A 26,943-nucleotide genomic window follows, 5' to 3' on the forward strand; every position below is an offset into this window, starting at 1 on the left:
AATTTATGTAAAATAAAATATTTGTCTATAAAAAAATAAAAAAACAATATTAAATAAAATAAAAAGATGTTAAACCACCAAACAACTTTTTTCTGATTTTATTTAATACTCAATGAATTAGCAAATAAAATTTAACAAATTGATAACCAACAGTTATGGTAAAAACAAAATAAAGTGCTAAAAATAAAGCAATAATCTATTGGTTTATTTTGCAATTAAGATAAGATATTAGATAGAAATATGTTTAAAATCGCCTTTAAGCAGACGAAATAAATTAGTGATAAAATACAAAAGTGCGGTTAAAACCGCACTTTTATTGTTTTAGTCCAACAAACCAATCTGTTGTATGATAAAGAAAAGCGAAAATCCAACCAAATAAAGCAATCCAATTACCGATAACCAATACAGCCAGCCTGTAACACGATGTTCACCCGTTCGCACTAAGGTAAAATTTAGGCTTGCATAAACTGGTGCGAATACAAAGGACATAATCATCGCAAATTTTAACATTGGTCCCAGTGCATTTTTGAAGAAAAAAACCAAAATTAATGCTGCAATCACATTTAAAATAATCACTGAATTCACATAAGTTGGGCGGCTCTGTTTTTTCCTTAACATAATTCGAATGCTTTCTAGAGTGCCACGGGAATACCCATCAATGACAGCCAGCGTGGTTCCAAAAATACACATAAATGCAATAAAAGCAATCAAAATGCGAGCCCACTCGCCAATGGTAACAACATACATATTAATTAATTGCCCAACATATTGCGCACCTGCAATTTGTACTGTTTCGCCCGCACCATACTGTACTAATGCGCCTAATGCGAGAAAAATAAGAGCTAAAAGTGCGGTTGTTATATAACCAACGTTAAAATCTAACATTCCCTCACGATAAGACACAGGCATTAAACGTCGTTTAGCTGCCACCCACATAGAATTAAATACCGTAATATCCATTGGCGCTGGCATCCATCCCATAAGTGCAACAATAAAACCTAATGCCCCCATATTCCAAGGGCTTGGACCAATATAATCCGCAGAAGCCACAGCACCGCGACTCAATGCAATAACAACGGCAATCACTGTCGCAATCGTTAATGTCAACATAATAACTTTGGAGATACTATCAAGAACACGGTATTTGCCAAACACGAGGATCAAGGTGCTAATTATCATCACACAGACCGTCAAAACAGGAATATCCGCATTGAAAGGCAACAGAAACCCCATAATCACCGCACATAACAACGATATTGCCGCAATATTCACTACGCTCATAATCACATTCGTGATCAAAAAGGCCCAAATATAGACTTTACCTTTTTTCATATAGCCATCAAGTAGTGTTTCCCCCGTTTCTAACGTATATTGCGTACCAAAACGAAAAAAGGGATATTTAAGAAAATTCGCAAGTACAATAATCAGTGCAAGCTGCCAGCCATAAATTGCTCCAGCTTGCGTAGAAGCTATAAGATGTGAACCGCCAATTGCGGCAGATGCCATTAAAATACCGGGTCCAAATGCCTTGATGCGGTAACGTAGAGCAGAATAAGAAGCTACGTCATTGAGTTCCTTCGTCATAGAATATCCTAATATCGTCAGTTTAAAATTGTATATTATTATTTACATCTCATTTCCATATAGGATACAAAATTCTACCGACTAGCATAGGAATATTCAATATCATATTAAACTTTTTTAATCCAAAAACAATAATGTAATGTTTTATTTACACGCCTTGTGCAACCCCAATATTAGCCATAACACAATTAATAATAATCCCATCGCTGCAAACGGCACCCAATGCCATGGCGCATGCTGCCATACTGCCAGTAAATAATCACCACCAAAACTGGCGCCAAGGTAATAACAAGAAAGGTAAAGTGCACTGGCAAGTGCACGCGCATTTTTAGCACTCTTGCCAACCCACGCACTGGCAAGTGCATGAGTAAAGAAAAAGCCAACAGCACAAATCAATAAACCGAATACCATCAACCACAGCGACGAACTTGCCAAAAAACCAATGCCACACATCAAAATAACCCAACCAATCAGCATACCGCGTGGTGCATTAAAACGACGGCTAAAACGCCCCGCCATTGACGCAGCAAACGTCCCTGAAAGATAGCACAAAAAGAGCATCGACACCTGAGAGGTACTTAAATGCCATGGGCTATTTTGTAGCCGCAACCCCACTACGGAATAAAGATTAATGAACATACCAAAACAAATGCCACTAATAATAAACGTCCGCCACAGCAATGGGTTTTTAATATGCCCACATAAATTGGCAAAAATAGTCCTCACACCTAAGGCTTGGGGGGAAAAATGCTGCTCTCGTGGAAGATAAAGTGCGGTCAATAATGCTCCGATGAGCGTGATCACGCCTGTAAACACCATCGGTGCATGTATATCAAACCACTGCGCCAAAAAGCCGCCAATCAACCGTCCTGAAATCCCCCCAATGGAATTCGCTGCGATATAAATCCCCACCGCCGCAACCACTGCGTTGGCTTCAAATTCTTCACTAATATACGCCACCGCCACAGCAGGCAGCCCTGCCAACGCCACGCCTTGCAAAAAGCGCAACACAATCCACAGGTAGGTAGAATGGCTAAAGATCAGTGAAAATGTAAAAAGTGCGGTCAAACTGAGGCTGATGATCATGACCAAACGACGTCCATAGCGATCCGCCAAAATCGCCCATGGAATCAAACACAAACTCATGCCCAACGATGCGGAGGCAAAAATCCAGTTTGCCACCTGAATACCTATTTGATAACGCTCAGCAAACATCGATAACAAGGGTTGCACCGTGTAAAGGTTACAGAACACCAAAAACGATGAAAGCGATAAAAGTGCGGTCGCTCGCCAATAGGCTTGGGTTTTAACGTGAATCATAGCATATGCCATTAACATTTTTTTCACATCATAACGGATAAAAAACCACCTATCCATCTCTAACATCACAAAGTTCGCCTAAGATCACAAAATCAATCCCATACCACATGCCAAACCGCACTTTTCACTTTATTTTTCGGGCATTTCGTTTTAGTCTATGCGCTTAATAATTGAGGTGAAATGTATGCTACTGAGCATTTTATACATCATTGGGATAACCGCAGAAGCCATAACAGGCGCACTGGCGGCGGGGCGTGAGAAAATGGATCTCTTTGGCGTCATTATTATCGCCTCGATGACCGCCATTGGTGGAGGCTCGATTCGGGATATGCTGCTTGGGCACTATCCGCTTGGCTGGGTGGCCCATCCACATTATATTCTCATCGTGGCTGGAGCTGCGGTGGCAACTGTGTTCACCGCACCACTGATGCGCTATTTTCGCACCGTCTTTTTAGTGCTGGATGCACTTGGGCTTATCGTCTTTTCTATCATCGGTGCGCAAGTGGCACTTAGCATGGGGCACGGCTTTATCATTGCCTCTGTGGCCGCCGTCATTACTGGGGCATTTGGTGGTGTGCTGCGTGATTTGTTGTGCAACCGCATTCCGCTCGTCTTTCAAAAAGAACTCTATGCCAGCATTGCGATGCTCTCTGCCGCCATTTATTGGGGGCTACCGCACTTTGGTGTACCACACGATTTGGTGGTCATCATCACACTGCTAGCAGGGTTTGGGTTGCGTTTACTGGCAATTTATTTTCGCTTATCGCTGCCCGTATTCGACTATCAAGAAGAGCCTATTCACAGCGAGCCATTATTAAAAAAATGGCGCAAAAATCGCAAAAAATGACCACACGTTACTTTAGCGTGCTACCACCTCAAAGGTCAAAACATAAAGTGCGGTTTCATTGGGGTAAATGTCGCTAATCACCGATTTTAACTGGTCAAGCGTCATATTTTCTTGTTTGGCATGCTCATCATTGATCGCATCAAAGCTAATCGGTGTTACACTTAAAATGCGAATTTTGGCAAACCAACGCCCTGCTTCAAACGTGCGAACATCCACTAGGGTGTTCGGAATATAGTCTTTTTCATCACGGTTGCGAATAGTGATGGTTTTGCGTCCCGCGAGAATATCGCGCTCAAAACGCGCAAAAAAGGTGATTTGGCTTGGATCAAATGCCATAAAAAACTCCTTGCTTAATGAGATGAATTTATTTCACACTATTTGCCTAACGTAGTAAACTGTTTATCTTAACGCGTTTTGAAAAATCATACAGGTACACTATGCAATATTTAATCGCTCCGTCTATTTTATCAGCAGATTTAGCGCGTCTTGGTGATGATGTCGCCGAGGTTTTGCGTGCGGGCGCCGATGTGATTCACTTTGATGTAATGGACAATCACTACGTGCCGAATTTAACCTTTGGACCACAAGTGTGCAAAGCGTTGCGTGATTATGGCATCACCGCACCCATTGATGTGCATTTGATGGTTAAGCCCGTCGATCGCCTCATTCCTGATTTTGCCAAGGCGGGGGCGAATTACATTACGTTCCACCCTGAGGCAAGCGAACATATCGACCGCACTTTGCAATTAATTCGTGATTGTGGCTGCAAAGCAGGACTAGTGTTTAACCCTGCCACACCGCTGAGTTATCTTGATTATGTGATGGATAAACTCGATGTCATTTTGCTGATGTCGGTCAACCCCGGTTTCGGCGGGCAGTCATTTATTCCAAGCACATTGGAAAAACTCCAGCAGGTGCGTAAACGCATTGATGCCAGTGGCTTTGACATCCGCCTTGAAGTGGACGGTGGCGTAAAAGTGGCGAATATTGCTGAAATCGCACAAGCGGGTGCTGATATGTTTGTGGCAGGCTCTGCCATTTTCGAGCAAGATGATTATAAATCCGTGATTGACGCCATGCGTGCCAATCTCGCACAAGTGAAAAAATAATAGAGAGTATTATGAGTCAATTTAAACTGATTGGATTTGATTTAGACGGCACATTGGTTAACAGCTTACCTGACTTAGCCTTATCGGTTAACCAAGCCCTCGCCGAGCACAACTTACCACAAGCACCAGAAGAGCTTGTTCTCACATGGATTGGTAACGGTGCAGATGTGCTAATTAGCCGTGCCATCGCATGGACAAACGCAGACCTGGACCAAAGTGCGGTCGCCAACATTAAAGCACGCTTTGGGCATTATTATGGGGAAAATATCTGTAATAAAAGCCGCCTTTATCCCCACGTGAAAGAAACACTGGAAACGTTAAAAGCACGGGGCTACACCTTGGCAGTAGTCACCAATAAGCCCACTCGCCACGTTGTGCCTGTGTTAAACGCCTTTGGCATTGACGACCTTTTTAGCGAAACCTTAGGCGGGCAATCTCTCCCGAGCATCAAGCCACACCCTGCACCGCTCTTTTATTTATGCGGCAAATTCGGCATATTCCCAAAACAACTGCTATTTGTGGGCGACTCGCGCAATGATATTTTGGCGGCGAATAATGCAGGTTGCCCCGTTGTCGGCTTGACCTACGGCTATAATTACAACATTCCCATTAGTGAATCCAAGCCTGACTGGGTATGCGACGATTTCGCTCAACTACTGGATATAGCAAAATAAATTTAAGGATACATTATGAGCAAACCTATTGTCTTTTCTGGCGTTCAACCCTCAGGTGAATTAACCATTGGAAACTATCTCGGCGCACTGCGCCAATGGGCGAATTTGCAAGACGACTATGACTGTCTATTTTGCATCGTGGATTTGCACGCCATCACTGTGCGACAAGATCCTGCCACGCTGCGCAAAGCCACGCTTGACACGCTTGCACTCTATCTTGCTTGTGGTATTGACCCTGAAAAAAGTACCATTTTTATTCAATCCCATGTGCCAGAACACACCCAACTGGCGTGGGTGCTCAACTGCTACACCTATTTTGGCGAAATGAACCGCATGACGCAGTTCAAGGACAAATCCGCCCGTTACGAAGAAAATGTTAACGTTGGTTTGTTCACCTATCCTGTGCTCATGGCGGCTGATATTTTACTGTATCAAGCCAATCTTGTGCCAGTTGGCGACGATCAACGCCAACATCTTGAAATTTCACGCGATATTGGGCAACGTTTTAATGCACTGTATAACGATCTTTTCGCCATTCCTGAAGCCTTTATCCCGAAAGCAGGCGCACGTGTAATGTCGTTGCTGGATCCGACGAAAAAAATGTCAAAATCTGACGATAACCGCAACAACGTGATTGGGCTACTCGAAGATCCTAAAGCAGTGGCGAAAAAAATTAAGCGTGCGGTGACCGATTCCGATGAGCCGCCTGTGGTGAAATACGATGTTAAAAATAAAGCGGGGGTGTCCAATTTGTTGGATATTCTCTCGGGCGTAACGGGCAAATCTATCGCAGAACTTGAGGCGGAATTTGACGGCAAAATGTACGGACATATCAAAAGTGCGGTCGCCGATGAAGTCTCCAATATGCTCACCGAGCTACAAGCACGCTTCCACCACTTCCGCAACGACGAAGCATTACTTGAACGCATTATTCGTGAAGGGGCAGAAAAAGCTCGCAGCCGTGCGGCGAAAACCCTAAGTGCGGTTTATCACGCTGTTGGATTTGTGGCGGAAAAATAACCCATGCACTTCCCTGTTGACCTACATACGCACACTGTCGCCAGTACCCATGCGTACAGCACGTTGCTGGAATATGTTGCACAGGCTAAAAAGTGCGGTGTGCAACTCTTCGCGACCACCGATCACGGGCCGAGCACAGCGGATTCGCCTCACCCATGGCATTTTTCAAACCTTGGTATTATCCCTCGCATTATCGACGGCGTAGGCATTTTACGCGGCATTGAGGCAAATATTCTCAACAAACAAGGGGAGATTGACTGCGACGAAAAAATGCGGCGCAGCCTCGATATTATTCTGGCAGGATTACACGCCCCTGATATTGTTGCTGGTGATAAACTCGCCAACACCCATGCGTTGATCAATACGATTGAAAGTGGTTTAGTGGATATTATTACCCACCCTGGCAATCCACGCTTTCCTATTGAAATCGCGCCTGTGGTGCACGCCGCCAAGGCACACAATGTGGCTCTGGAAATTAACAATTCCTCACTGGTGCATTCACGCATTGGTAGTGCTCCCAACTGCCTTGCTATCGCAGAGTGTATTTTAGATGAAGGCGGGATGATTGCACTGGGCTCAGATTCTCATTTTGCCAGCTATCTCGGTGGTTTTGATCACGCTTGGGCAATGCTCTCGAGTATTGATTTTCCAGCTGATCGCATCATCAATCGAAGTGTGCGTGCGGTACTCGACTTTCTTGAAGCCCGTGGGCATAATCCTGTTGTGGAGTTGTCTCCCCTCAAATAAAAAGTGCGGTTTGAACCGCACTTTATCTGTTCGTTTAATATTAGGCTTTGCGTAACTGTACAGCGACCGCTTGCCCTGCAAGGGCTTTGGTGTCAACTGTCAACACAGTTGTATCACCATTTTGCTTCGCTTTCACACGCTCATTATTGGCAACTTCCCACGCGCCTTTCACGCCTACCGTGATTTGTGCTGCATTTTGTGTTGGATCGGCGAGCAATAATTGCAAACCTGCCGCAGTGTTATCACACAAGGCAATCGTAGCTTGCTCAAAGGCCAGATCAGCATAGTTACCTTTTTCCCACACCGCCCACGCTGTTATATTATCGTGTTTCACAACCTGTGCTTTCGCATCATTTTGTACAATCGTAAATGGGGTGTTTTTGGCGTGTTTTTCCGTGTCTGCCAAACTGGCTTGTGGCAGAATCACCCACGCAGCAGGGCTACCTTTTTTGTCGTGCAAAAAGTGCAGAGACGCCCATTGACGGCTCAGTTTATCTTCAGTGCCCGCCGATTTGCGTGCAGGATTGATTTCAATCCAAGAACCTGTGCGTTCTGCCACATGGGCTTTTACTGTCCCTGATTGTAAGAACACATAACCTGCTACACCGTCAAGATGCGCCCATTTTGGCGACTCAAGTGTGGTTTCTGACCGCACTTTCGTTCCATCAATCACCCATGTTTTATCTGATTTTTCACCAAGATTACGTCCTTCAACCACAGTAAGTGCTTGTTCAGCTTGAGTGCTCACATCACTAACCATTTCCAGCATACCGTTTGGCGAACCAAACCAGACTCGACGGGCATGCAAGCCATCTTTATCAGGGCCAATCAAGTCCATACCCGCAAAACTAAAGCCATTATAGGTTAATCCCCCCGTCCATAAATTATCAGGCGTTTCGTGTCCCCATTCGCCTGCGGCTTGGCGTTCAAGCGGATGCGTATCAACCGTTGTACCTACAGGTGCGGCGTAGTCTAACGTTGGCCAAAAGCCATTTTCAAATTGCCCCATATCATCAGGCAAATATAAATAACGCATACCTGATCCTGTGCGTGACGCCCACTCATTTTCTTGATTTCCGCACTCATACCATGCAATACGTTTACTGCACATGGCAATGGCCATTGACCACGATCCCGTGCGGTGTACTAAGCGATCCATTGAATTAAACATTTTCGGTGTTTTACTCGCTGGCACACTGACACCTTGTGCTAACGCATCACCCACTAACGCAAGATATGGAATGGCACCTTTGCTTGCCAGAGGGTCATAACTGTTGCGCTCAATCCAGCCTTTACAGATGCCTTTCCAGCGTTTTCCAATCGCCTCAGGTGCGCCTTGGGCGAGCTGTAAAATCGCTTTCATAATTGACGCACCGTGCATTGAAGCAGGCTCTGTTATGCGTGAAACCGACCGTCCACGTACGCAATCTAGCACTTGTCCGTCTACAATAACAGGAATAAATGCTTCATCAACCGTCCAATACACTTGTTCAAGCTGTTTTGCTGGCACATCAAAGGCAGAATGACTTACCAGACTAAATAACATGGCAAGCCCACTGATTAGCACATCGCCATATGACCCGGTATAAGGAATAGTATTATGTTGAATGAACGAACCATCTTGATAAAAACCATCGCCTTCGGTAACTAATTTCCACGTTTCAGGTAACCCTTCAAGTGCATGATAAACACGTTCAGGGTTTTGTGTGGCGAGGGCGGCGCAAATCACGGCGCGCGAAAGATCTAAACGGTTGGCACCAGTGGCCAATGTTTTATCGCCTTCTTTATGATCAGAGCCAGCCGCTTTCGTTGTGCGTAAATACCACGGATCTGGCACAAAGAAATTGATCCCAGCAGCGGCAGCTTGCAGCACATCGGTTGGTAATTTATCGTGCAATAAACACATCATATCCCCCACTGCACGTGAGGCACCACTTTCCCAATCCCACCAGTTACCGTATTCCTCTTGCCCTGGGTGATAACGCAATTTCAAGAAATCACGCAGTGCCGCAATAGCATCATTTAAGACCTCTTCATTTTGATAAAATTTTGAACCAGGTGTTGCCCAGCCCAATGCTAAATCAAGTGCAGCGCGGGCCGTTTTCGTGATGGCTGGTGATTTCTCTTCACTTAAATCAAACTCATTAAACACACTTGTGCGATCGGGTTCTCGAATTAAATCTGCTAGTGTTTTTTCCACTTTGCGATCTAAGCCTGCAATGGCTTTGGCAAAACGTTCATCGCCATCCTTGAGCAAATTGCGCCCCGTGATAATATCTCCCCAGCGAGTACAAAGTGCGTTATATTGCTCTGCATTCAGTTGCGGACGAGCGTTTGCTAGTGCATTAAACACCCCAGAAAAAGCGAACAATACCCCCGCTCCTGCCGTACCCGCCAAAAATGAACGACGATCTAACCCCATAGTAAACTCCCATTTTGATTTTTTAATAACACAAATTTATTTTTGTTATGTTAGTAAAACAATGTTTTAAATTCCATAGGGTTTACTTTATTTTGTGCGTACTGTCACATTTCATCAAAGAAAAAGTGCGGTCAACTTTCTGCCGACCGCACTTTCTATTGTGGAGAGATATTAGGCTTTTTTAGCCCAGAGCTTGGTCATCAACAATATCGCTGCGCCACAGAGAATGCCGAAAATAAGGGTGGCAATAATGTTTAAAAATCCGCTATCTAGCGCATATCGTGCGAAAAAATGGTGCAAAATATCAAGATTATGCACAATGATCCCGCCACCAACCAAAAACATTGCTAATGTGCCTGCCACGCTCAACGCCCGCATGAAATAAGGCATTATTTGGATAAGCCCACGCCCAACGGCTCGGCTGACCGCACTTTGCTTTCGCATCAGCCACAATCCAATATCATCAAGTTTAACAATAATACCAACTAAACCATACACAAACACCGTCATTCCCAACGCAATCAATGCCAATACCAATGTTTGCGTCAGCAAGGTGTACTCGCTTACCATGCCCAATGCTATCGTTACAATTTCCGCTGAGAGAATAAAATCAGTGCGAATTGCACCTTTGATTTTGACTTTTTCCTGCTCAGGCGTAAGGGCTATGGCATGACTTTCATCGTCTTGTGCTGTTTTTTTCGGTTTGTGTGCGATTTTCTCTACGCCCTCAAAACACAAATATGCCCCGCCCACCATTAAAAGATAAGGGATCGCACTGGGCAAAAAATAAGAAATCAATAACGCTAACGGGACTAAAATGACCTTATTGAGCAATGAGCCTTTTGCCACTGCCCATACCACAGGTAGCTCACGTTCTGCATTCACACCTGTGACTTGATTGGCATTCAACGCAAGATCATCGCCCACCACGCCAACGGTTTTTTTCGCAGCGACTTTCGTCATCAACGCCACATCATCCAGCACTGCGGTAATGTCATCTAACAGCGTTAAAAGTGATGCAAACGCCATAATCTCTCCTATTAATTGTGATTTTTCGCCAATGCTTTAAGCTGATAAAGTACTTCCAACGCCTGTTTTGGGCTGAGTTCATCAGGTTCTAACGCATCGAGTTGTGCTCTGATAACATCTGGAGCTTGCTCCAGTTGTAATGGTAATTGTGGCTGATTTTTCAGATCAGCGGCACGTTGTGCGTGCATTGGCTGTGACTCAAGTGCGGTCAATTTTTGTTGGGCAAGCGTTAACACCGTTTTAGGCACGCCAGCCAACGCCGCCACTGCTAAGCCATAACTTTTGCTTGCCGCACCTTCTTGCACGTTGTGCATAAAGGCTATGGTATTATCGTGTTCAAGGGCATCTAAATGCACATTGAACACCCCTTTAAATTGCTCAGGCAAGACCGTCAATTCAAAATAATGTGTAGCAAACAGTGTGAGCGACCGCACTTTTTGTGCAAGCCATTGTGCACAGGCCCATGCAAGTGCTAAGCCATCATAGGTTGATGTTCCACGCCCAATTTCATCAATTAAGACTAAACTGTGATCCGTTGCTTGGTGCAAAATGTTCGCCATTTCGGTCATTTCTACCATAAATGTGGAGCGTCCAGAAGCAAGATCATCTGATGCACCAATACGCGTAAAAATGCGATCAATCGTACCAATCACCGCACGTGTGGCAGGCACAAAACTCCCGATATGGGCTAATAACACAATCAACGCCGTTTGACGCATATAGGTGCTTTTTCCCCCCATATTCGGGCCTGTTACAATCAAAAAATGACGATGTTCATCCAATGATAACGGGTTGGCAATAAACGGTGCCGTCATTACCTGCTCCACCACAGGATGACGCCCTTGCTCAATATGTACAATACGCTGATCGCTAAAGTGCGGTGCACTGTAATCCAATGTTTGTGCACGCTCAGCAAGATTGGAGAGGACATCTAGCCATGCCAGCTGTGCCGCACATTGCTGCAAGGCACTTAAGTGCGGTAAAAGCTGGTCAAATAGTTCCTCATAGAGTCGTTTTTCTAACGCTAACGCAGCCCCTTTCGCTTTCAACACTTTATCTTCGTAAGTTTTTAATTCAGGGATAATATAACGTTCCGCATTTTTCAAGGTTTGGCGACGCACATAATGCATGGGTGCACGTTGTGCTTGGCTGCGGCTTAATTGGATAAAGTAGCCATGCACGGCATTGTAGCCAATTTTAAGGCTATCAAGCCCCGTGCTTTCCCGCTCACGCACCTCTAACGCTTGCAAAAATTGCGTAGCCCCCGCACTTAAGGCACGCCATTCGTCCAGCTCTGCGTTAAACCCTTCGGCAATCACACCGCCATCACGAATTAATAATGGTGGCGTTTCCACCACTGCTCGCTGCAAGAGATCAAAAAGTGCGGTAAAATCCTCGATCTTCGCGGAAATCGCTTGTAATACAGGTTTATTGTCATTATCTAACAGGCGTTTAATTTCAGGCAGTTGTCCAAGTGCGGTGCGCAAGCGTGTGAAATCGCGGGGGCGAGCTGAACGCAACGCAAGACGTGCTAAAATACGTTCCATATCCCCCACATCACGCAATACCGTCTGCAACGGCATCACCAGCTCTTCTGCCAATAAGGCTTTTATCACATTTTGCCGTTTTAATAACTGCTGACGATCACGAATCGGGTGATGCAACCAACGCTTTAATAAACGGCTGCCCATCGGGGTAATGCAGTGATCCAACACCCACGCCAGCGTGTATTCGCTTCCCCCACCTAAATTTTGCGTTAATTCTAAATTACGTCGGGTTGCCACATCAAGCTCAATATAATCGCTTGATTTAATTAATGAAATGGATTGAATATGCAAAAGTGCGGTGCGTTGTGTTTCTTGTGCATAGTGTAGCAAACACCCAGCAGCACACAAACCGCACTTTGCATGTTGCACGCCAAATGCACTGAGATCTTGTGTACCAAACTGACGCGTTAAGCGATCGATGGCTGTTTGATAGTCAAACTCCCATTCGCTACGCCGACGTAATCCTGAATAAGGCTCAAGCAATGCCATATCGTCAAAGGTTTCAGGATAAAGTAATTCCGCTACATTAAGCCGTTGCAGCTCAGATTTAATGCTGGCTTTATCGCTATGCTCGCTGATTTGAAAACGCCCAGATGCCATATCTAACGTGGCAAGTGCGTACTGATTTTTATGTGCGAAAAATGCCGCAATGAGATTATCTTGCCGCTCTGGTAATAGTGCTTCATCACTGATCGTGCCAGGTGTAACAATGCGCACAACTTGCCGCTCAACAGGGCCTTTGGTCGTTGCAGGATCACCAATTTGTTCACAAATGGCAACCGATTCCCCCAAATTGACTAACTTCGCAAGATAGCCCTCAACAGCATGATATGGCACGCCTGCCATGGGAATAGGCTGCCCAGCTGATTGTCCCCGCTTAGTGAGAGAAATATCAATCAGTTGAGAAACCTTTTTCGCATCATCATAAAAAAGTTCATAAAAGTCGCCCATACGATAAAACAGCAAAACGTCAGGATTTTGCGCTTTAATCCGTAAATATTGCTGCATCATAGGCGTGTGTTGACTTAAATCGTCTTTTGACATGCGCGCACCTTCAGTGATTAAAAATGAAATAATACTAGGATATTGCCCCACAATCTAGCATCGCAATTTGGAATCAAGCTCACAAAATAAAAAAAAGATCATTTTAGCTCTTGATACTGTATAACTATACAGTATAATAGAACCATTAATGTTACACTGAAAAACGTGGGTATCGAGGATAAGATGGACGAGAACAAACAAAAGGCACTTGAAGCCGCATTAGGTCAAATTGAAAAGCAATTTGGAAAAGGCGCAATTATGCTCTTGGGCGATAACAAAACCTTAGACGTAGAAGCCATTTCAACAGGCTCATTAGGATTAGATTTAGCATTAGGCATCGGCGGTCTTCCGATGGGGCGTATCGTCGAAATTTATGGCCCTGAGTCATCAGGAAAAACGACACTGACCCTTTCCGTGATTGCCGAGGCACAAAAAGCAGGAAAAACGTGCGCATTTATTGATGCCGAACACGCACTCGATCCTATTTATGCCGCTAAACTTGGCGTAGATGTTACCGCACTTTTAGTGTCTCAGCCTGACAATGGCGAACAAGCACTGGAAATTTGTGATGCGTTGGTGCGATCAGGTGCGGTGGATGTTGTCATTGTTGACTCGGTGGCCGCACTTACACCAAAAGCAGAAATTGAAGGCGATATGGGCGATTCCCATATGGGGCTACAAGCACGTTTAATGTCTCAAGCACTGCGTAAACTGACAGGTAACATCAAAAATGCAAATTGTTTAGTGGTATTCATTAACCAAATTCGTATGAAAATCGGCATGATGTTCGGTAATCCTGAAACAACAACAGGTGGTAATGCACTGAAATTCTATGCGTCGGTGCGTTTAGACATTCGTCGCACAGGTGCCGTGAAAGAGGGAGATAATGTCATTGGTAATGAAACACGCGTGAAAGTTGTCAAAAATAAAGTCGCCGCTCCATTCCGCCAAGCTGAATTTCAAATTATGTATGGTGAAGGGATTTCACGCGAAGGTGAATTACTTGAGCTGGCAGTCAAACATAAAATCGCCAAAAAATCAGGTGCATGGTATTCTTATAACAATGAAAAAATTGGGCAAGGTAAAGCCAACTCAATTAAGTTTTTGAAAGAAAATCCTACCATTGCTGCAGATATGGAACAAAAACTCCGTCAAGACATGCTTGAAAATCCACAAAAAGCGCTGACAGCAACGGTTGAGCCTGACAATAATGATACCGTTGATGATTTTATGGAAGACTAGATAACATAAAGTGCGGTCAAACCGCACTTTACTACTAACCCACTATGGATAAAACTGCTTTACATTACGCCGTTGGATTGCTTGCACACCGTGATTATTCTGCATTAGAGATACAGCAAAAAATGCAGCAAAAAGCCATTGACGAACACACTATTGCCGAAGTAATGAGCTATTGTCAGCAACGTGGTTGGCAATCTAATGAACGCTTTTGTGATAGTTTTATCCGTTCTCGTGTTCAGCGTGGCTACGGACCATTACGCATTCAACAAGAATTAAAACAAAAAGGCATCGAAAGTGCCCTAATCACAGAACGTTTTGCATCATTAAACCTTGATTGGTTTGCACTAGCCGAAACCGTTTTTAAGAAAAAATTCACGCATTTTGACGGTAAGCTCAACACACAACAAAAAGCATGGCGATTTATGACCAATCGCGGTTTTTTAGCGGATCACTTCTCATATTTGATTCGCCAGTCATACGATGAGTAGCTGCGTTATGTAAAGAATCCAAGTTTACTTGCGATCTCTTCTCATTTATGGCTTAATGCTGATTTAATCAACATATCGTAGAGAAAACGAACGATTACATACGCTATGATTCGCGTTGAAAAATACAATTTTTCGCATTTTGATGATCTCGTGAGTTATCAACTGCCTCCAGAACAAGCACAATATACCCTACAACCCTGGCAGTGGTTTGAAGGGCAGACATTGTTGCTTGAAATTGGCATGACCGCAGTTTCTATTTTGAAAGATGACAAAGCTGTTGGTTTTTTTATTTTAGATCGTAGCCACCACAAATTGGCTTATACTGAAAATAATCAAGCAATTTTATTACGTTCCTTTTCCATCAATCCTGATTTTCAGGGGCAAGGCATTGCGTTGGAATCACTTCGTCCAGAACGAATTGATCCCATCATCTACAATCTTTCTCCGCAGTATAATGAAATCGTACTGGCAGTCAATCCGCTAAACCGATCCGCCTACCAACTCTATTGTAAAGCAGGTTTTCAAGCCGTAGGGCGCATTATTATCAAACGCAAACGCAGTAATTCCGTTCTCAGCCGACGCATCCGCTAATGCACCGCACTTTGTGCCAGCATCTCCTCTAATGCTTCTTGACTTTGCAACCACTGATTTTCTGTTTCTTCGAGTGATTTTTTGACCGTCACTTGTTGGCTTAAAAGTGCGGTCAGCTGGGTCTTGTTCTCATCTTGATAAAGTGCGGTATCGGTTAACTGATGCTCAATTTCAGCCAGTTGCTGTTGTAATTCACTTAATCTATCCTCTAGCTGTGCTAACTGTTTGCGTAGCGGCGCAGTTTGCTGGCGTAATTGTGCCTCGAGCCGTTTTTGTGCCTTTCGATTCACACTATTTTCTTTTGGCTCTGGCGCGTTCTGCTCTGACGTATTATCACTCTCAAGATTGATGTCGCTCAACCATTTTTGATAATCAGCGATGTCGCCATTAAACGGCTCGACACACCCTTTATGCACCAAATAAAAATCATCTACTGTGTTGCGTAACAAGTGACGATCATGGGAAACCACTACCAGAGAGCCTTGATAATCAACGAGTGCTTCCGTTAATGCTTGACGCATATCCAAATCCAGATGGTTAGTTGGCTCATCCAGTAATAATAAATTGGGACGTTGCCATACAATCAATGCCAACACCAGCCTGGCTTTTTCGCCACCTGAGAATTCACGCACTGCTTGCTTCACTTTATCACCATGGAACGCAAAACCACCCAAATAATCACGCAGTTCTTGCTCCGTTTTATCTTGCGCAAGCTGGGTTAAGTGCCAAAGGGCACTTTCATCGGCACGTAATGTGTCAAGTTGATGTTGGGCAAAATAGCCTAGTTTCACCCCTTTCGCTAACCCCACCGTTCCCGAAAGTGCGGTCAACTCGCCAGCTAATAGCTTGATCAAGGTGGATTTTCCTGCACCATTACGCCCCAATAAACCAATGCGAGAACCTGGCACAAGGTTTAATTTGACCGAATTTAAAATGGTTTTATCGCCATACCCTGCATTCACTTTTTCAAGGGTGATGATCGGGTTTGGTAATGCCAGTGGCGGGCGAAAAGCAAACCGAAATGGATTGTCCACATAAGCAGGCGCAATTAACTCCATTTTTTCCAAGGCTTTCACACGACTTTGTGCCTGTTTTGCTTTTGATGCTTTGGCTTTAAAACGATCAATATAGTGCTGAAGATGAGCCACTTTTTGCTGTTGTTGGCGATACAGTGCTTGCTGTTGCGCCAATTTAGCCGCGCGCTGAAGTTCAAATGAGGAATAATCACCTGTATATTCAAAGAGTTTTTGTTGTTCGATATGGATAATTTTATTCACTATCGGATCGAGAAAATCTCTGTCATGGGAAATGATCACTAACGTGCCTGTATAGCGGCTCAGCCAGCGTTCAAGCCAAATCACGGCATCCAAATCCAAGTGGTTCGTCGGTTCATCTAAAAGTAGCAGATCACTGCGACACAGTAATGCTTGCGCTAAATTCAGGCGCATTCGCCAACCACCGGAGAACGATTTAACCGCACTTTGCAATTGTGCAGTCTCAAAGCCCAAACCGTGTAATAATGTCGCAGCACGTGCTTGAATTGTCCAAGCATCAATCTGATCGAGTTTATCGTGCAAAAGTGCAATTTGCTCTCCGTCATTGTCCACATTGGCTTGAGCAAGAGCCTCTGTCAACGCAGTATATTCTCGATCGCCTTGAATCACATAGTCTAGTGCACTGATCGCCAACGCTGGGGTTTCTTGATTTACCCACGCCAATGCCCACTGGCTGGGGAGCTGCATATCGCCATTTTCAGGGCTAATCTCCCCTTTCAATAACGCAAATAAGGTGGACTTACCACAGCCATTTTTCCCAACCAATCCAACTTTTTGTCCTGGATTAATGGTTGCGCTGGCATTTTCCAATAACGTATTTACACCGCGCTTTAATGTTAAATTCTGAAAAGCAATCATTGCTCGCTCTTAATTAACCAAAAACGCCATAATATCACGAAACGAGACGATAAGAAAAAGCCTAGCGGTGCTAGGCTTAGCATAAATAGGGTTATGATTGTTTCAGCCGTTTAAGCAACAAGGTTGCACAGAAAAAGCCCAGTAAACTAAACGACGACATAATATAAAAGACTTTGTCGTAACCGCTAATACCTGGATATGTATCAAGCATATAGCCGTAAAGTGCATAGCCAAACATTGATGGCATATAACCGATCAGACAGCCCAGTGCCATTGAAGAGCCCGCATATTCTCTTGGTACTCCGATTTCTTCCATCGGTGCAAAAAATACGGCCCGCTGGGTGAAAATAATCGCACCAAAACCAAGTGTCGCTGCCATGCCTAAATAAACATTCATACTGCTATGGGGTAATTGAATAAAGAGGAGCATGCCAATAAAAGCCACTAAAAACGCCATACGCAAGTATTTTAAAGGTGAATGGAAGATTTTATCGGATAAAAAGCCACCAACAGGGCCACCCACCATTTTTAAGCCATATTGATTGATAATGCCGTATGCACCAACCAAGGCAACAGGCAAGCCATAAATATCTTTTAAAAACGGAATAAAGTATGTTAATCCTGTATAAGTAGAATAAACGAAGAAAATGACAAAAGCAGCCAGCCATGTATTCACGTCTTTGATGACATACAAGATGCCAGAAAACACTTGTGCATTCGCTGCATTACCTTCAACGTGTAATTTATCGTCATCATCGACTAAGAAATAGGTGATTACACCAACAAGTGCGGTCATAATGGTGTAGTAAATAAGCCCAGCTTGCATACCAATTTTCCCTTCACCAAACCAGACAAATACTGCTAACGCACCAAATGCCACAATCACATCAACTACACCGCGACCCGCTTCTAAAAAGCCAAATAATCGCCCTTGCTCTTCTTTTGTGCCTAATAATCGTACCGCTTTAAGCAAAACAGGCCAATAGACAACCTCACCAAAAAAGGCTAAACCACCAAAGGCAATAAGATACCCCATAAAATCGGGCAACGTCGTTAAATAAGCCCCGCACAATGCAACGCCAAGCAATCCCGCTGGTAATAAATATTTTTTAGAATAGCGATCTGCCATATACATCGAAAAGAAGTAACCAATGGTTTGCACTATCGCATACACCGTAAATCCCAAACCAATTTGGGTATTGGTTAGCCCCCAATCCTGCTGCATCGGCACATAAAATACATCTTTAATACTGGATAATTTATAAACTGTTCCTCCGCCTAACACTAAAAAGCCCAGTTGAACCCATTTATTGGTAAAAAGTCCTTCCCGTATAGTCATACGATTTCTCCCTTAACATGCACAATATTTTTGCTTCAATTTATTTAATGCACCTATTGAAATGTGTAATGCGTTGATTTGCGCTTGCGTTAATGTGTCCAGTGCCTCCTGTGATATAGTGTGTGGATAATAATAGTCCAGTGGTTTGATAAAATCGGGGGAAAATGGTGGTGGTTTTATTTCAAATGCACCGTCTAAATGCCTTACGCCCCCAGTGCCAATAGGGCGTGCAAATTTCGCACAATATGGATAACAGTTTTCAATATTAATGCGTGTAACAGGTGAGTGATCTACTAATAATTTAAAGCACGTATCAATATCAATACTGCCTTTACCAATCGGCACGCCACACACAACTGGAATATCATCGTGCAGGGTAATAATATGATCTTTAAAATGCGTTGAATATGTATAAGGTGCAAGTGCGGTTACCGCCGCAACAGGATCTTCCCACGCCATCATTGAATTGCCAATATCACAATGCGCACCTACCCAAATACTATTTACCGCTTTAATAATATTGATGATTTCATCCGATGTTTCATGTTCATGATTTTCAAGTGCTAATTTAATGCGATATTTTTTTAAATAAGGGACAATTTCTTTTAACTGTGCTGGTGCAAGAGCCATTCTTTCAGGATTAAAATTACCATTACTGACATAAGTTCTCACCACATCAGCACCTAATTCATTGGCAATTTTTAATCCTCGTAATAAACTCTCTTTATGACAAAAACGCGTATCGATTTCACAATATAAATTATAGCGTTCAAGTTTTTCTCTTATGCGATGTAAATAGGCTTTATCATCACTCTCTAAAACACCTAATTCAGGATGTAAATTCAAGTCTGGAATAATATTTAACTCAACACCATCTAGCCCTAATTCCCAAGCAGTATCAATAAATGAAAAAACATCCATTTTTCCATGTTGAAAAAGCAAATGGCAAGATTCCGTCTCAAGCCCAATTTTCATACTTATACCTCCTTAGATTTCTGGTTTCTAAGATGCAAATAGACAGTATGCTGTGAAATATTTAAGATTGTTGCGACGATTTTTACCGCCCCTTTTAATTCGAACAACCCTTGTGAATATAATCGGCTAATAATGACTTTATTTTTATTATTTGCTGTTATATCGGAACGAGTATGAATATCTTCTAATACCTTTGAAATAGTTTGAGTAAAGAGATCATCAATACTTTCCGCAAACTGTTCCTGTTCAATAGCCTGCTCAACCATTGGCTTAGAGCTTTGATTAGGCGTTAATAAAAATGACATAAATTGGTTCAACGATGTATCAAGATTTAAATTGACACATAACAGCCCAATAACACGTTCATTTTCCCCAATAATAGCCTGTGTAATTGAGCGCATTTTTTGCCCCGATTTGGTATGGGTAAAATAAGACTCGGTCACAAAAACATGTTCCTCATTCATTTTTTTCAACATTTGCAATGCCGTATTTGTAATCGGTGAGCCAATTCGCCGCCCCGTTAAGTGCGGATTAACAATGTTAATGACGGAATGGTGTAAATCATCTAAAGAATGCAAAACTGCTTCACACTGCTCGCCTAAAAAATTTTTGAGCATCGCTAACACTGGCTCATATGATTGCAAAATGAGCTTATCTACCCGTGTTAATGGGGTTTTTAAGATAGGAAAATCGATAGAATTAGGTGAAGTCATACTAAAAAATAATCACATCAATGAATTTGACTCAATTATTTTTTATATGAATAGCTATGTAAATAAAATTTTTTTGATTATGTGATAAAGATCTAACATTTTTTTGAGTATGTTAGATCAACACTTAGCATACTTAAGCGACTATAAATCAATCCTCTTCATCAAAAAACTCACCATCACTACCATATTCATCCTCATCGGCATTCGGATCTTCAAAATACGTCCCCCAACCATCGTAGTGCCCATGATGTTTAGCAATCAACGGCAATAGTTGGGCTTGTTGCACGTCGATCAGCTCCGCATTGAGTTCTATTTCGCTGATAATATCAAAACAAAACAACACATTGCCTTGCTCATCTTCCATTTCTTCCGCCTCAGACACCTCAAAACCCGCTTTAAAGGCATCAACAGCAATTTTTTCGAGTTTGTCAAAATCCTCATGAGAAACATGATGTTCAATAATATAAAGTGCTCTCGGATCGCTGCCATCATTCAATAAATCGGTAATAATTTGGCGTGTTTCTTGCTGGCGTTGTTGCTCGTTCATAATACTCTCCTATTGCGTGAATGCTGTATTGTAAAGTGCGGTTCTCTTTTTCTCAATGTCTTTTCCCTTTTATGCAATGGCAAAAGTTTTCATTTTTATTGATCTAAATCACACTTTATGGGTAGAGATGAGCTGACACGTTTAACCTCCTCGTTTTATAATTTTTTTCAGTAAAATAATTCATAAACTTTTAGGAGAAAACAATGAAAAAAGCCATGCAAACGGCTGACATCAGCCCAGCACAAGCCGAAGTTAATCACTTGGTTGAAAAAGGTTTAGCAGCCTTAGAGCAATTTCGCACATTGAATCAAGAACAAGTGGATTACATTGTTGCCAAAGCCTCTGTCGCCGCCTTAGATCAACACGGCACACTTGCTATGCACGCAATGGAAGAAACTGGGCGGGGCGTGTTTGAAGACAAAGCCACCAAAAACCTGTTCGCCTGCGAATATGTGGTGAATAATATGCGCCATTTGAAAACGGTGGGCGTCATCAGTGAAGACGATGTTACTGGCATCACTGAAATTGCCGATCCCGTTGGGGTTATTTGCGGTGTTACACCAACGACTAACCCGACTTCTACCGCCATTTTTAAATCCTTAATCGCCCTTAAAACACGCAATCCCATCATTTTTGCCTTCCATCCATCAGCACAACAATCCTCCGCACATGCCGCACGCATTGTCTATGATGCCGCAGTGAAAGCGGGTGCGCCTGAAAACTGTATTCAATGGATTGAAACCCCATCTATGGAAGGCACTAACGCATTGATGAAACACCCTGGCATTGCCACCATTTTGGCAACTGGCGGAAATGCGATGGTGGAAGCAGCTTATTCTTGCGGCAAACCTGCCCTTGGCGTGGGGGCAGGTAACGTGCCTGCTTATGTGGAAAAATCTGCCAATATTCAACAAGCTGCACACGATATTGTGATGTCCAAATCCTTTGACAACGGTATGGTCTGCGCCAGTGAGCAAGCCGCCATCATTGACAAAGAAATTTATGACGACTTCATCGCAGAGCTGAAATCCTACGGTGTATATTTTGTTAATAAAAAAGAAAAAGCCTTGTTGGAGGAATTTATTTTTGGAGCAAAAGCGAATAGCCAAAACTGCGGTGGTGCAAAACTTAATCCAAATGTGGTAGGCAAATCCGCACATTGGATCGCCGAGCAAGCAGGATTTTCAGTCCCTAAAAAGACCAACATATTAGCCGCAGTCTGCGCAGAAGTCGGGCCAAAAGAGCCACTAACACGCGAAAAACTCTCGCCTGTGTTGGCCATTTTAAAAGCCAATAGCACCGAAGAAGGCTTGAAAATGGCTGAACAAATGGTGGAATTCCACGGACTTGGGCATTCGGCTGCCATTCATACCCAAGATGCAGAACTTGCCAAAAACTTTGGCAAATTAGTGAAAGCCATCCGTGTGATTTGGAACTCGCCATCCACCTTTGGAGGCATTGGAGATGTGTATAACTCGTTCTTGCCATCGTTGACACTCGGCTGCGGAACATACGGTAAAAACTCCGTCGGCAATAATGTAAGTGCGGTCAATCTTTTAAATATTAAACGTGTGGGCAGACGGAGAAATAATATGCAATGGTTTAAAGTGCCATCGAAAATCTACTTTGAGCGTGACTCAATTCAGTATTTAAAATCCATGAAAGGGGTAGAAAAAGCGGTTATCGTCACCGATCGTTCAATGGTCGATCTCGGTTTTGTGGAAAAAGTGGTCGCTCAATTAAACCTTCGCCGCAATAGTGTAACCTATCAATTATTTGCTGATGTTGAGCCTGATCCGAGCATTGAAACTGTACGCCGTGGCACCGAGCTATTACGCAGCTTCCGCCCTGATACCATTATTGCGCTCGGCGGCGGCTCCGTGATGGATGCAGCGAAAGTGATGTGGCTGTTCTACGAACAACCCGAAGTGGATTTCCGCGATTTAGTACAAAAATTTATGGATATTCGCAAACGTGCGTTTAAATTCCCTGAATTAGGTCGCAAAGCACGTTTTGTTGGCATTCCAACCACGTCGGGGACGGGTTCTGAGGTCACACCATTTGCGGTGATTACGGAAGGGGACAAAAAATATCCAATCGCTGACTACTCACTCACCCCAACCGTGGCGATCGTGGATTCCTCTTTCACGATGACTGTACCTGCGAAAGTCACCGCAGATACAGGGCTTGATGTATTAACCCACGCAACTGAGGCGTATGTATCAACGCTTGCCAACGACTTCACTGATGGCTTAGCACTGCAAGCCATTAAATTGGTGTTTGAATTCTTAGAACGGTCTGTGAAAAATGGTGCGTCAGATCCAGAAGCGCGTGAGCGCATGCATAATGCGTCCACCATTGCGGGTATGGCATTTGCTAATGCGTTTTTGGGCATGAACCATTCATTAGCACACAAAATCGGTGGGCATTTCCACACCCCACACGGGCGCACCAATGCGATTTTAATGCCGCACGTGATCCGTTATAACGGTACACGCCCTCAAAAAACGGCGACCTGGCCGAAATACAACTTCTACAAAGCGGATGTGAAATATCAAGATATCGCTAAAATGCTTGGCCTACCAGCCAGCACACCGGCGGAAGGGGTAGAATCGTTCGCTAAGGCCTGTACTGAACTGGCAGAGAAAGTCGGCATTGAGATGTCGTTTAAAGCACAAGGCATTGATGAAAAAACATGGCTTGATGCACGGCGTGATATTGCGCTGTTGGCATTTGAAGATCAATGCTCACCAGCTAACCCACGTTTGCCGTTAGTCGATGATATGGTAGAGATCTTAACTGATGCCTACTACGGCCCTGAAAAACGCCAGTAATCTATTGGCAAACAAAAACCGCACTTTAACGTGCGGTTTTTTTATTTTAGTGCCACCAACGCCAAAGCCCATAACCAAGTGCGGTACACGCAAGCCCCAAGCCTAAATGTATCGCCATCACGCCAAAGGCATTCAGCCATTTCTCACTGAGTAATTTTTCCAGCACTTCACCTGAGAATGACGAAAACGTGGTTAAGCTCCCTAAAAAGCCCGTAACAATAAAAACACGCCATTGCGCACTGATGTTGGGGTGCGTAAAAAATACGGCCATCATTATCCCAATGATAAAGCACCCAATGAGATTGGCAAGCAATGTTCCAACGGCAAATTGCTCGCCAAGTGGATTCAGCCACAACGAGAGCAACCAGCGGCACACCGCCCCAATGCTGGCACCCAACGCGATGAGCAACACCAGTTTCATTTTTCCTCCAAAGTGCGGTTATACCCCAAACAATGCACGCAAATAACTGGCGACAGACTCATTGCTGTTCGTGCCAATCTGCACCACCCCGCTCGCCTGCGCTTTCAGACGTGGGTCAGCGTTACCCATCATGCAACCACGCCCCACCGCTTGCAACATCGCCAAATCATTTAGCCCATCACCAAACGCAACACACTCTGCAAGGGTATAATCTCGCTGCGCCAAAAGTGCGGTCAAGGCCGCCGCTTTACTTACGCCTTTGTGCATAAACTCAACACAACGTGGGCCAGAGTGGGTAATACTCACAATGTCCCCAAATTGCGCTTGTACATGTTGCTCTATTGGCACAAGAAATTCAGGCTCACGCGCGATAAAAAAGACTTTTTCACAGGTGTGTAGTGAATGCGTTGCAAAATCAACCACATTATAGCCATAGCCTGAATCTGTAAAATAACGCTCAAATTCTGGTACGGCTTGGTTGATGTACCACTGCCCATCTTGATAGGTATTCATGACCACATTTTGGCGATCAAACGGCACTTGAAGCAACGCTTGTGCGACAGCATCTGGCAGAAAGTGCGCATCAAGCGAATTCCCTGAAATATCATGTGTTCGTGCACCGTTCGCGGTAATCATTACACCGCGTTGTAAGCCAATACGCTTAACAATGCCTGCCACATCAGGGTAACTGCGTCCAGTGGCAAGCACAATATCAACCCCTTGGCGTTCAAGGCGTTGCAACGTCTCAATGGTAAAATCACCCACAGAATGTTGGGCATTCAGTAGCGTGCCGTCCAAATCCGACACCACCGCGCGAAATGTGTTATTAAACGCCATAAATTCTCCTGTTATTGCTGTGTGATGATTTCCTGCACCAAGATCCACGGCGGCAACACCACCGCCCACAGCTCGTGATTTTCTGCATAAAAGCACTGCGCCTGTTCAGCGGTCACCGCATGGATTTTCCCTTGTTCAATCAATGCGGCGATGCTCGCACTGTCATCATTTAGCATCTGCTGCCCCAATGCGACCAAATCCAATTCTGGCGCAACATAAACCACTCGCCCACGGGCAAAATGCACCTGCAACTCGTGCCAGTGAATTTTGGCAATCTCTTGGTTAAGATCGAGCTCTTCTAATGAATCGTTTTGCATTAATCCTGCTCCGACCGCACTTTTGCATTGGCAATCGCCTCAGCAACACGCTCAGGTGCAACACCACCTTTTGCACAACGTTGTGCAAGGCATGAATCTAATGAAAGTGCGGTGTAAACGTCCTCACCTATCACATCGCTAAACTGCTGAAACTCCTGCACGCTCAATTCTTCCAATGCTTTGCCTTGACTGATAGCATACACCACTGCCTCACCCACGATGTGGTGTGAATCCCGAAACGGAATGCCTTTAGCAACCAAATAATCTGCCAATTCTGTGGCGTTGGAATAACCTTTAAGGGCAGCATCTTTCGTTTTTTCTACATTCACGTTAATATCATCCAGCACCAAAGCCGCCATATCCAAACATGCATGCCAGCTATCCAATGCGTCAAAAATCCCCTCTTTGTCTTCTTGCATATCTTTATTATATGCCAACGACAACCCTTTCATCGTGACCAACATACCTGTCAATGCGCCGACTACACGCCCTGTTTTACCACGAATCAACTCACAGGCATCAGGGTTTTTCTTTTGCGGCATTAATGATGAACCTGACGTTACACGGTCAGACAATTCCACAAAATTTGCCTCGCCGCTGTTAAAAATAATCAAATCTTCCGCAAAACGTGAAAGATGCACTTGACCGATGCTAGCAATGGAGAGCAATTCTAAAATATGGTCACGATCAGATACCGTATCCAAACTGTTGTTAGTAGCGCAAGCAAAGCCAAGATCACGGGCGAGCTGTTCACGGTCAACGGGATAGGCTGTACCCGCTAATGCACCGCAGCCTAACGGGCAAGTATTCATCCGTTGATAGGCATCACGCAGGCGAGAATAATCGCGATCCAGCATTTCAAAATACGCCAAACACCAATGCGCAAACGTGACGGGCTGCGCACGTTGCAGATGGGTATAACCTGGCATAACCGCACTTTGTGTTTTTTCGGCGGTGCTGACTAATTGGCGTTGCAATGCGCGGATCGCTTTTTGCAACGCTGTTACCTGCTGTTTGCACCACAACTTAATATCCAATGCGACTTGATCATTGCGTGAACGTCCTGTATGTAATTTTTTGCCTAAATCGCCCACGCGCTCAATCAGTTTGCTCTCCACCCAACTGTGAATATCTTCATGCTCATCTTGCAAAATGATCTCTGGATTTTCCGCTACAATACGGTGCAACTGCTCAAGTGCGGTTTGTAATTGCTGTTGCTCCTGTGCATTCAATACGCCCACATTCAACAAAGCCTTTGACCACCCAATTGAGCCTTCAATATCTTGCTCAGCGAGTCGGTAATCAAAACGCAGGGAATCATTAAACTGTTTAAAACGTACATCCGCTGCTTGAGTGAAACGCCCACCCCATAATGCCATAATC

24 protein-coding genes are annotated in these 26,943 nt (G+C 44.0%); 9 read left to right on the forward strand and 15 right to left on the reverse strand.

Features of this window, described 5'->3' with window-relative positions; translation table 11 throughout:
- Window positions 1–321 precede the first annotated feature (321 nt).
- Both HPC40_RS08510 and HPC40_RS08515 read right to left on the reverse strand, forming a co-directional pair.
- Window positions 322–1,584: an NRAMP family divalent metal transporter gene (locus HPC40_RS08510; protein WP_235972367.1), complete on the reverse strand. Its 1,263-nt coding sequence runs from the start codon at window positions 1,582–1,584 to the stop codon at window positions 322–324.
- A gap of 144 nt (window positions 1,585–1,728) precedes the next feature.
- A complete protein-coding gene (locus HPC40_RS08515) occupies window positions 1,729–2,970 on the reverse strand; it encodes an MFS transporter (protein WP_235972370.1) in 1,242 nt (413 codons plus the stop codon).
- Between the two features lie 118 nt (window positions 2,971–3,088).
- Here HPC40_RS08515 and HPC40_RS08520 point away from each other — a divergent pair, with 118 nt between their 5' ends.
- Entirely contained in the window at window positions 3,089–3,751 is a 663-nt protein-coding gene (locus tag HPC40_RS08520) for a trimeric intracellular cation channel family protein (RefSeq protein WP_208119068.1), read from the forward strand.
- 12 nt (window positions 3,752–3,763) lie between these two features.
- On the opposite strand, the gene yqfB is transcribed toward HPC40_RS08520, so the two are convergent.
- Entirely contained in the window at window positions 3,764–4,087 is a 324-nt protein-coding gene (yqfB, locus tag HPC40_RS08525; protein ID WP_208119069.1) for a N(4)-acetylcytidine aminohydrolase, read from the reverse strand.
- Window positions 4,088–4,188: 101 nt separating this feature from the next.
- Here yqfB and rpe point away from each other — a divergent pair, with 101 nt between their 5' ends.
- The 4 genes from rpe to HPC40_RS08545 are packed head-to-tail and all read left to right on the forward strand — an operon-like array spanning window position 4,189 to window position 7,301.
- Window positions 4,189–4,860 carry a ribulose-phosphate 3-epimerase gene (gene rpe / locus HPC40_RS08530; protein ID WP_208119070.1) on the forward strand — a complete coding sequence of 224 codons (672 nt, stop codon included), beginning with the start codon at window positions 4,189–4,191 and terminating at the stop codon, window positions 4,858–4,860.
- Between the two features lie 11 nt (window positions 4,861–4,871).
- Entirely contained in the window at window positions 4,872–5,534 is a 663-nt protein-coding gene (locus HPC40_RS08535; RefSeq protein ID WP_208119071.1) for a phosphoglycolate phosphatase, read from the forward strand.
- A gap of 15 nt (window positions 5,535–5,549) precedes the next feature.
- The gene (trpS, locus tag HPC40_RS08540) at window positions 5,550–6,554 is read left to right on the forward strand and encodes a tryptophan--tRNA ligase (RefSeq protein ID WP_208119072.1); all 1,005 of its coding nucleotides are present in this window, start codon (window positions 5,550–5,552) and stop codon (window positions 6,552–6,554) included.
- A 3-nt stretch (window positions 6,555–6,557) separates the two neighbouring features.
- Window positions 6,558–7,301 carry a phosphatase gene (locus HPC40_RS08545; protein ID WP_208119073.1) on the forward strand — a complete coding sequence of 248 codons (744 nt, stop codon included), beginning with the start codon at window positions 6,558–6,560 and terminating at the stop codon, window positions 7,299–7,301.
- A 40-nt stretch (window positions 7,302–7,341) separates the two neighbouring features.
- On the opposite strand, the gene HPC40_RS08550 is transcribed toward HPC40_RS08545, so the two are convergent.
- From HPC40_RS08550 to mutS, 3 genes are all read right to left on the reverse strand, one after another.
- Window positions 7,342–9,723, reverse strand: a complete 2,382-nt coding sequence (locus HPC40_RS08550) for a polysaccharide lyase 8 family protein (protein ID WP_208119074.1) — start codon at window positions 9,721–9,723, stop codon at window positions 7,342–7,344.
- Between the two features lie 171 nt (window positions 9,724–9,894).
- A complete protein-coding gene (locus tag HPC40_RS08555; RefSeq protein WP_208119075.1) occupies window positions 9,895–10,752 on the reverse strand; it encodes a DUF808 domain-containing protein in 858 nt (285 codons plus the stop codon).
- A gap of 11 nt (window positions 10,753–10,763) precedes the next feature.
- Entirely contained in the window at window positions 10,764–13,343 is a 2,580-nt protein-coding gene (mutS, locus tag HPC40_RS08560) for a DNA mismatch repair protein MutS (protein WP_208119076.1), read from the reverse strand.
- Window positions 13,344–13,526: 183 nt separating this feature from the next.
- Between mutS and recA the strand changes: the two genes are divergently transcribed.
- The 3 genes from recA (at window position 13,527) to HPC40_RS08575 (ending at window position 15,664) form a co-directional block, all read left to right on the forward strand.
- Window positions 13,527–14,585 (forward strand): recombinase RecA, encoded by a 1,059-nt coding sequence (recA, locus tag HPC40_RS08565; protein ID WP_208119077.1) that lies wholly within the window; start codon window positions 13,527–13,529, stop codon window positions 14,583–14,585.
- Between the two features lie 44 nt (window positions 14,586–14,629).
- On the forward strand, window positions 14,630–15,073 hold the full coding sequence (gene recX, locus HPC40_RS08570) for a recombination regulator RecX (protein ID WP_208119078.1): 444 nt from the start codon (window positions 14,630–14,632) through the stop codon (window positions 15,071–15,073).
- A 105-nt stretch (window positions 15,074–15,178) separates the two neighbouring features.
- On the forward strand, window positions 15,179–15,664 hold the full coding sequence (locus HPC40_RS08575; protein ID WP_208119079.1) for a GNAT family N-acetyltransferase: 486 nt from the start codon (window positions 15,179–15,181) through the stop codon (window positions 15,662–15,664).
- Here the strand turns inward: HPC40_RS08575 and HPC40_RS08580 are convergent.
- The 5 genes from HPC40_RS08580 to rraB form a co-directional block, all read right to left on the reverse strand.
- Entirely contained in the window at window positions 15,661–17,577 is a 1,917-nt protein-coding gene (locus HPC40_RS08580) for an ABC transporter ATP-binding protein (RefSeq protein ID WP_208119080.1), read from the reverse strand. The two genes, HPC40_RS08575 and HPC40_RS08580, sit on opposite strands and share 4 nt — an antisense overlap.
- A gap of 91 nt (window positions 17,578–17,668) precedes the next feature.
- Window positions 17,669–18,916 carry an MFS transporter gene (locus tag HPC40_RS08585; RefSeq protein ID WP_208119081.1) on the reverse strand — a complete coding sequence of 416 codons (1,248 nt, stop codon included), beginning with the start codon at window positions 18,914–18,916 and terminating at the stop codon, window positions 17,669–17,671.
- Between the two features lie 12 nt (window positions 18,917–18,928).
- The gene (locus HPC40_RS08590; protein WP_208119082.1) at window positions 18,929–19,891 is read right to left on the reverse strand and encodes a sugar phosphate isomerase/epimerase family protein; all 963 of its coding nucleotides are present in this window, start codon (window positions 19,889–19,891) and stop codon (window positions 18,929–18,931) included.
- Between the two features lie 2 nt (window positions 19,892–19,893).
- Window positions 19,894–20,604 carry a helix-turn-helix transcriptional regulator gene (locus HPC40_RS08595; RefSeq protein WP_208119083.1) on the reverse strand — a complete coding sequence of 237 codons (711 nt, stop codon included), beginning with the start codon at window positions 20,602–20,604 and terminating at the stop codon, window positions 19,894–19,896.
- A gap of 148 nt (window positions 20,605–20,752) precedes the next feature.
- The gene (gene rraB, locus HPC40_RS08600; protein WP_208119084.1) at window positions 20,753–21,151 is read right to left on the reverse strand and encodes a ribonuclease E inhibitor RraB; all 399 of its coding nucleotides are present in this window, start codon (window positions 21,149–21,151) and stop codon (window positions 20,753–20,755) included.
- Window positions 21,152–21,354: 203 nt separating this feature from the next.
- Here rraB and adhE point away from each other — a divergent pair, with 203 nt between their 5' ends.
- On the forward strand, window positions 21,355–23,985 hold the full coding sequence (gene adhE / locus HPC40_RS08605; protein ID WP_208119085.1) for a bifunctional acetaldehyde-CoA/alcohol dehydrogenase: 2,631 nt from the start codon (window positions 21,355–21,357) through the stop codon (window positions 23,983–23,985).
- Window positions 23,986–24,031: 46 nt separating this feature from the next.
- Here the strand turns inward: adhE and crcB are convergent, their stop codons facing one another.
- Genes crcB through argH form a run of 4 tightly spaced genes read right to left on the reverse strand, consistent with a single transcriptional unit; the run spans window position 24,032 to window position 26,939 of the window.
- Window positions 24,032–24,406: a fluoride efflux transporter CrcB gene (gene crcB / locus HPC40_RS08610; RefSeq protein WP_208119086.1), complete on the reverse strand. Its 375-nt coding sequence runs from the start codon at window positions 24,404–24,406 to the stop codon at window positions 24,032–24,034.
- A gap of 18 nt (window positions 24,407–24,424) precedes the next feature.
- Window positions 24,425–25,243, reverse strand: coding sequence for a Cof-type HAD-IIB family hydrolase (locus HPC40_RS08615; protein WP_208119087.1), 819 nt, complete (start codon window positions 25,241–25,243; stop codon window positions 24,425–24,427).
- A gap of 11 nt (window positions 25,244–25,254) precedes the next feature.
- Complete coding sequence (locus HPC40_RS08620) at window positions 25,255–25,560, reverse strand: DUF2288 domain-containing protein (RefSeq protein WP_208119088.1); 306 nt, start codon at window positions 25,558–25,560, stop codon at window positions 25,255–25,257.
- Window positions 25,560–26,939: an argininosuccinate lyase gene (gene argH / locus HPC40_RS08625; RefSeq protein WP_208119089.1), complete on the reverse strand. Its 1,380-nt coding sequence runs from the start codon at window positions 26,937–26,939 to the stop codon at window positions 25,560–25,562. Before argH ends, HPC40_RS08620 begins: the two co-directional genes overlap by 1 nt.
- Window positions 26,940–26,943: the final 4 nt, after the last annotated feature.

This window comes from Spirabiliibacterium falconis (genome assembly GCF_014885015.1).
GTDB lineage: Bacteria > Pseudomonadota > Gammaproteobacteria > Enterobacterales > Pasteurellaceae > Spirabiliibacterium > Spirabiliibacterium falconis.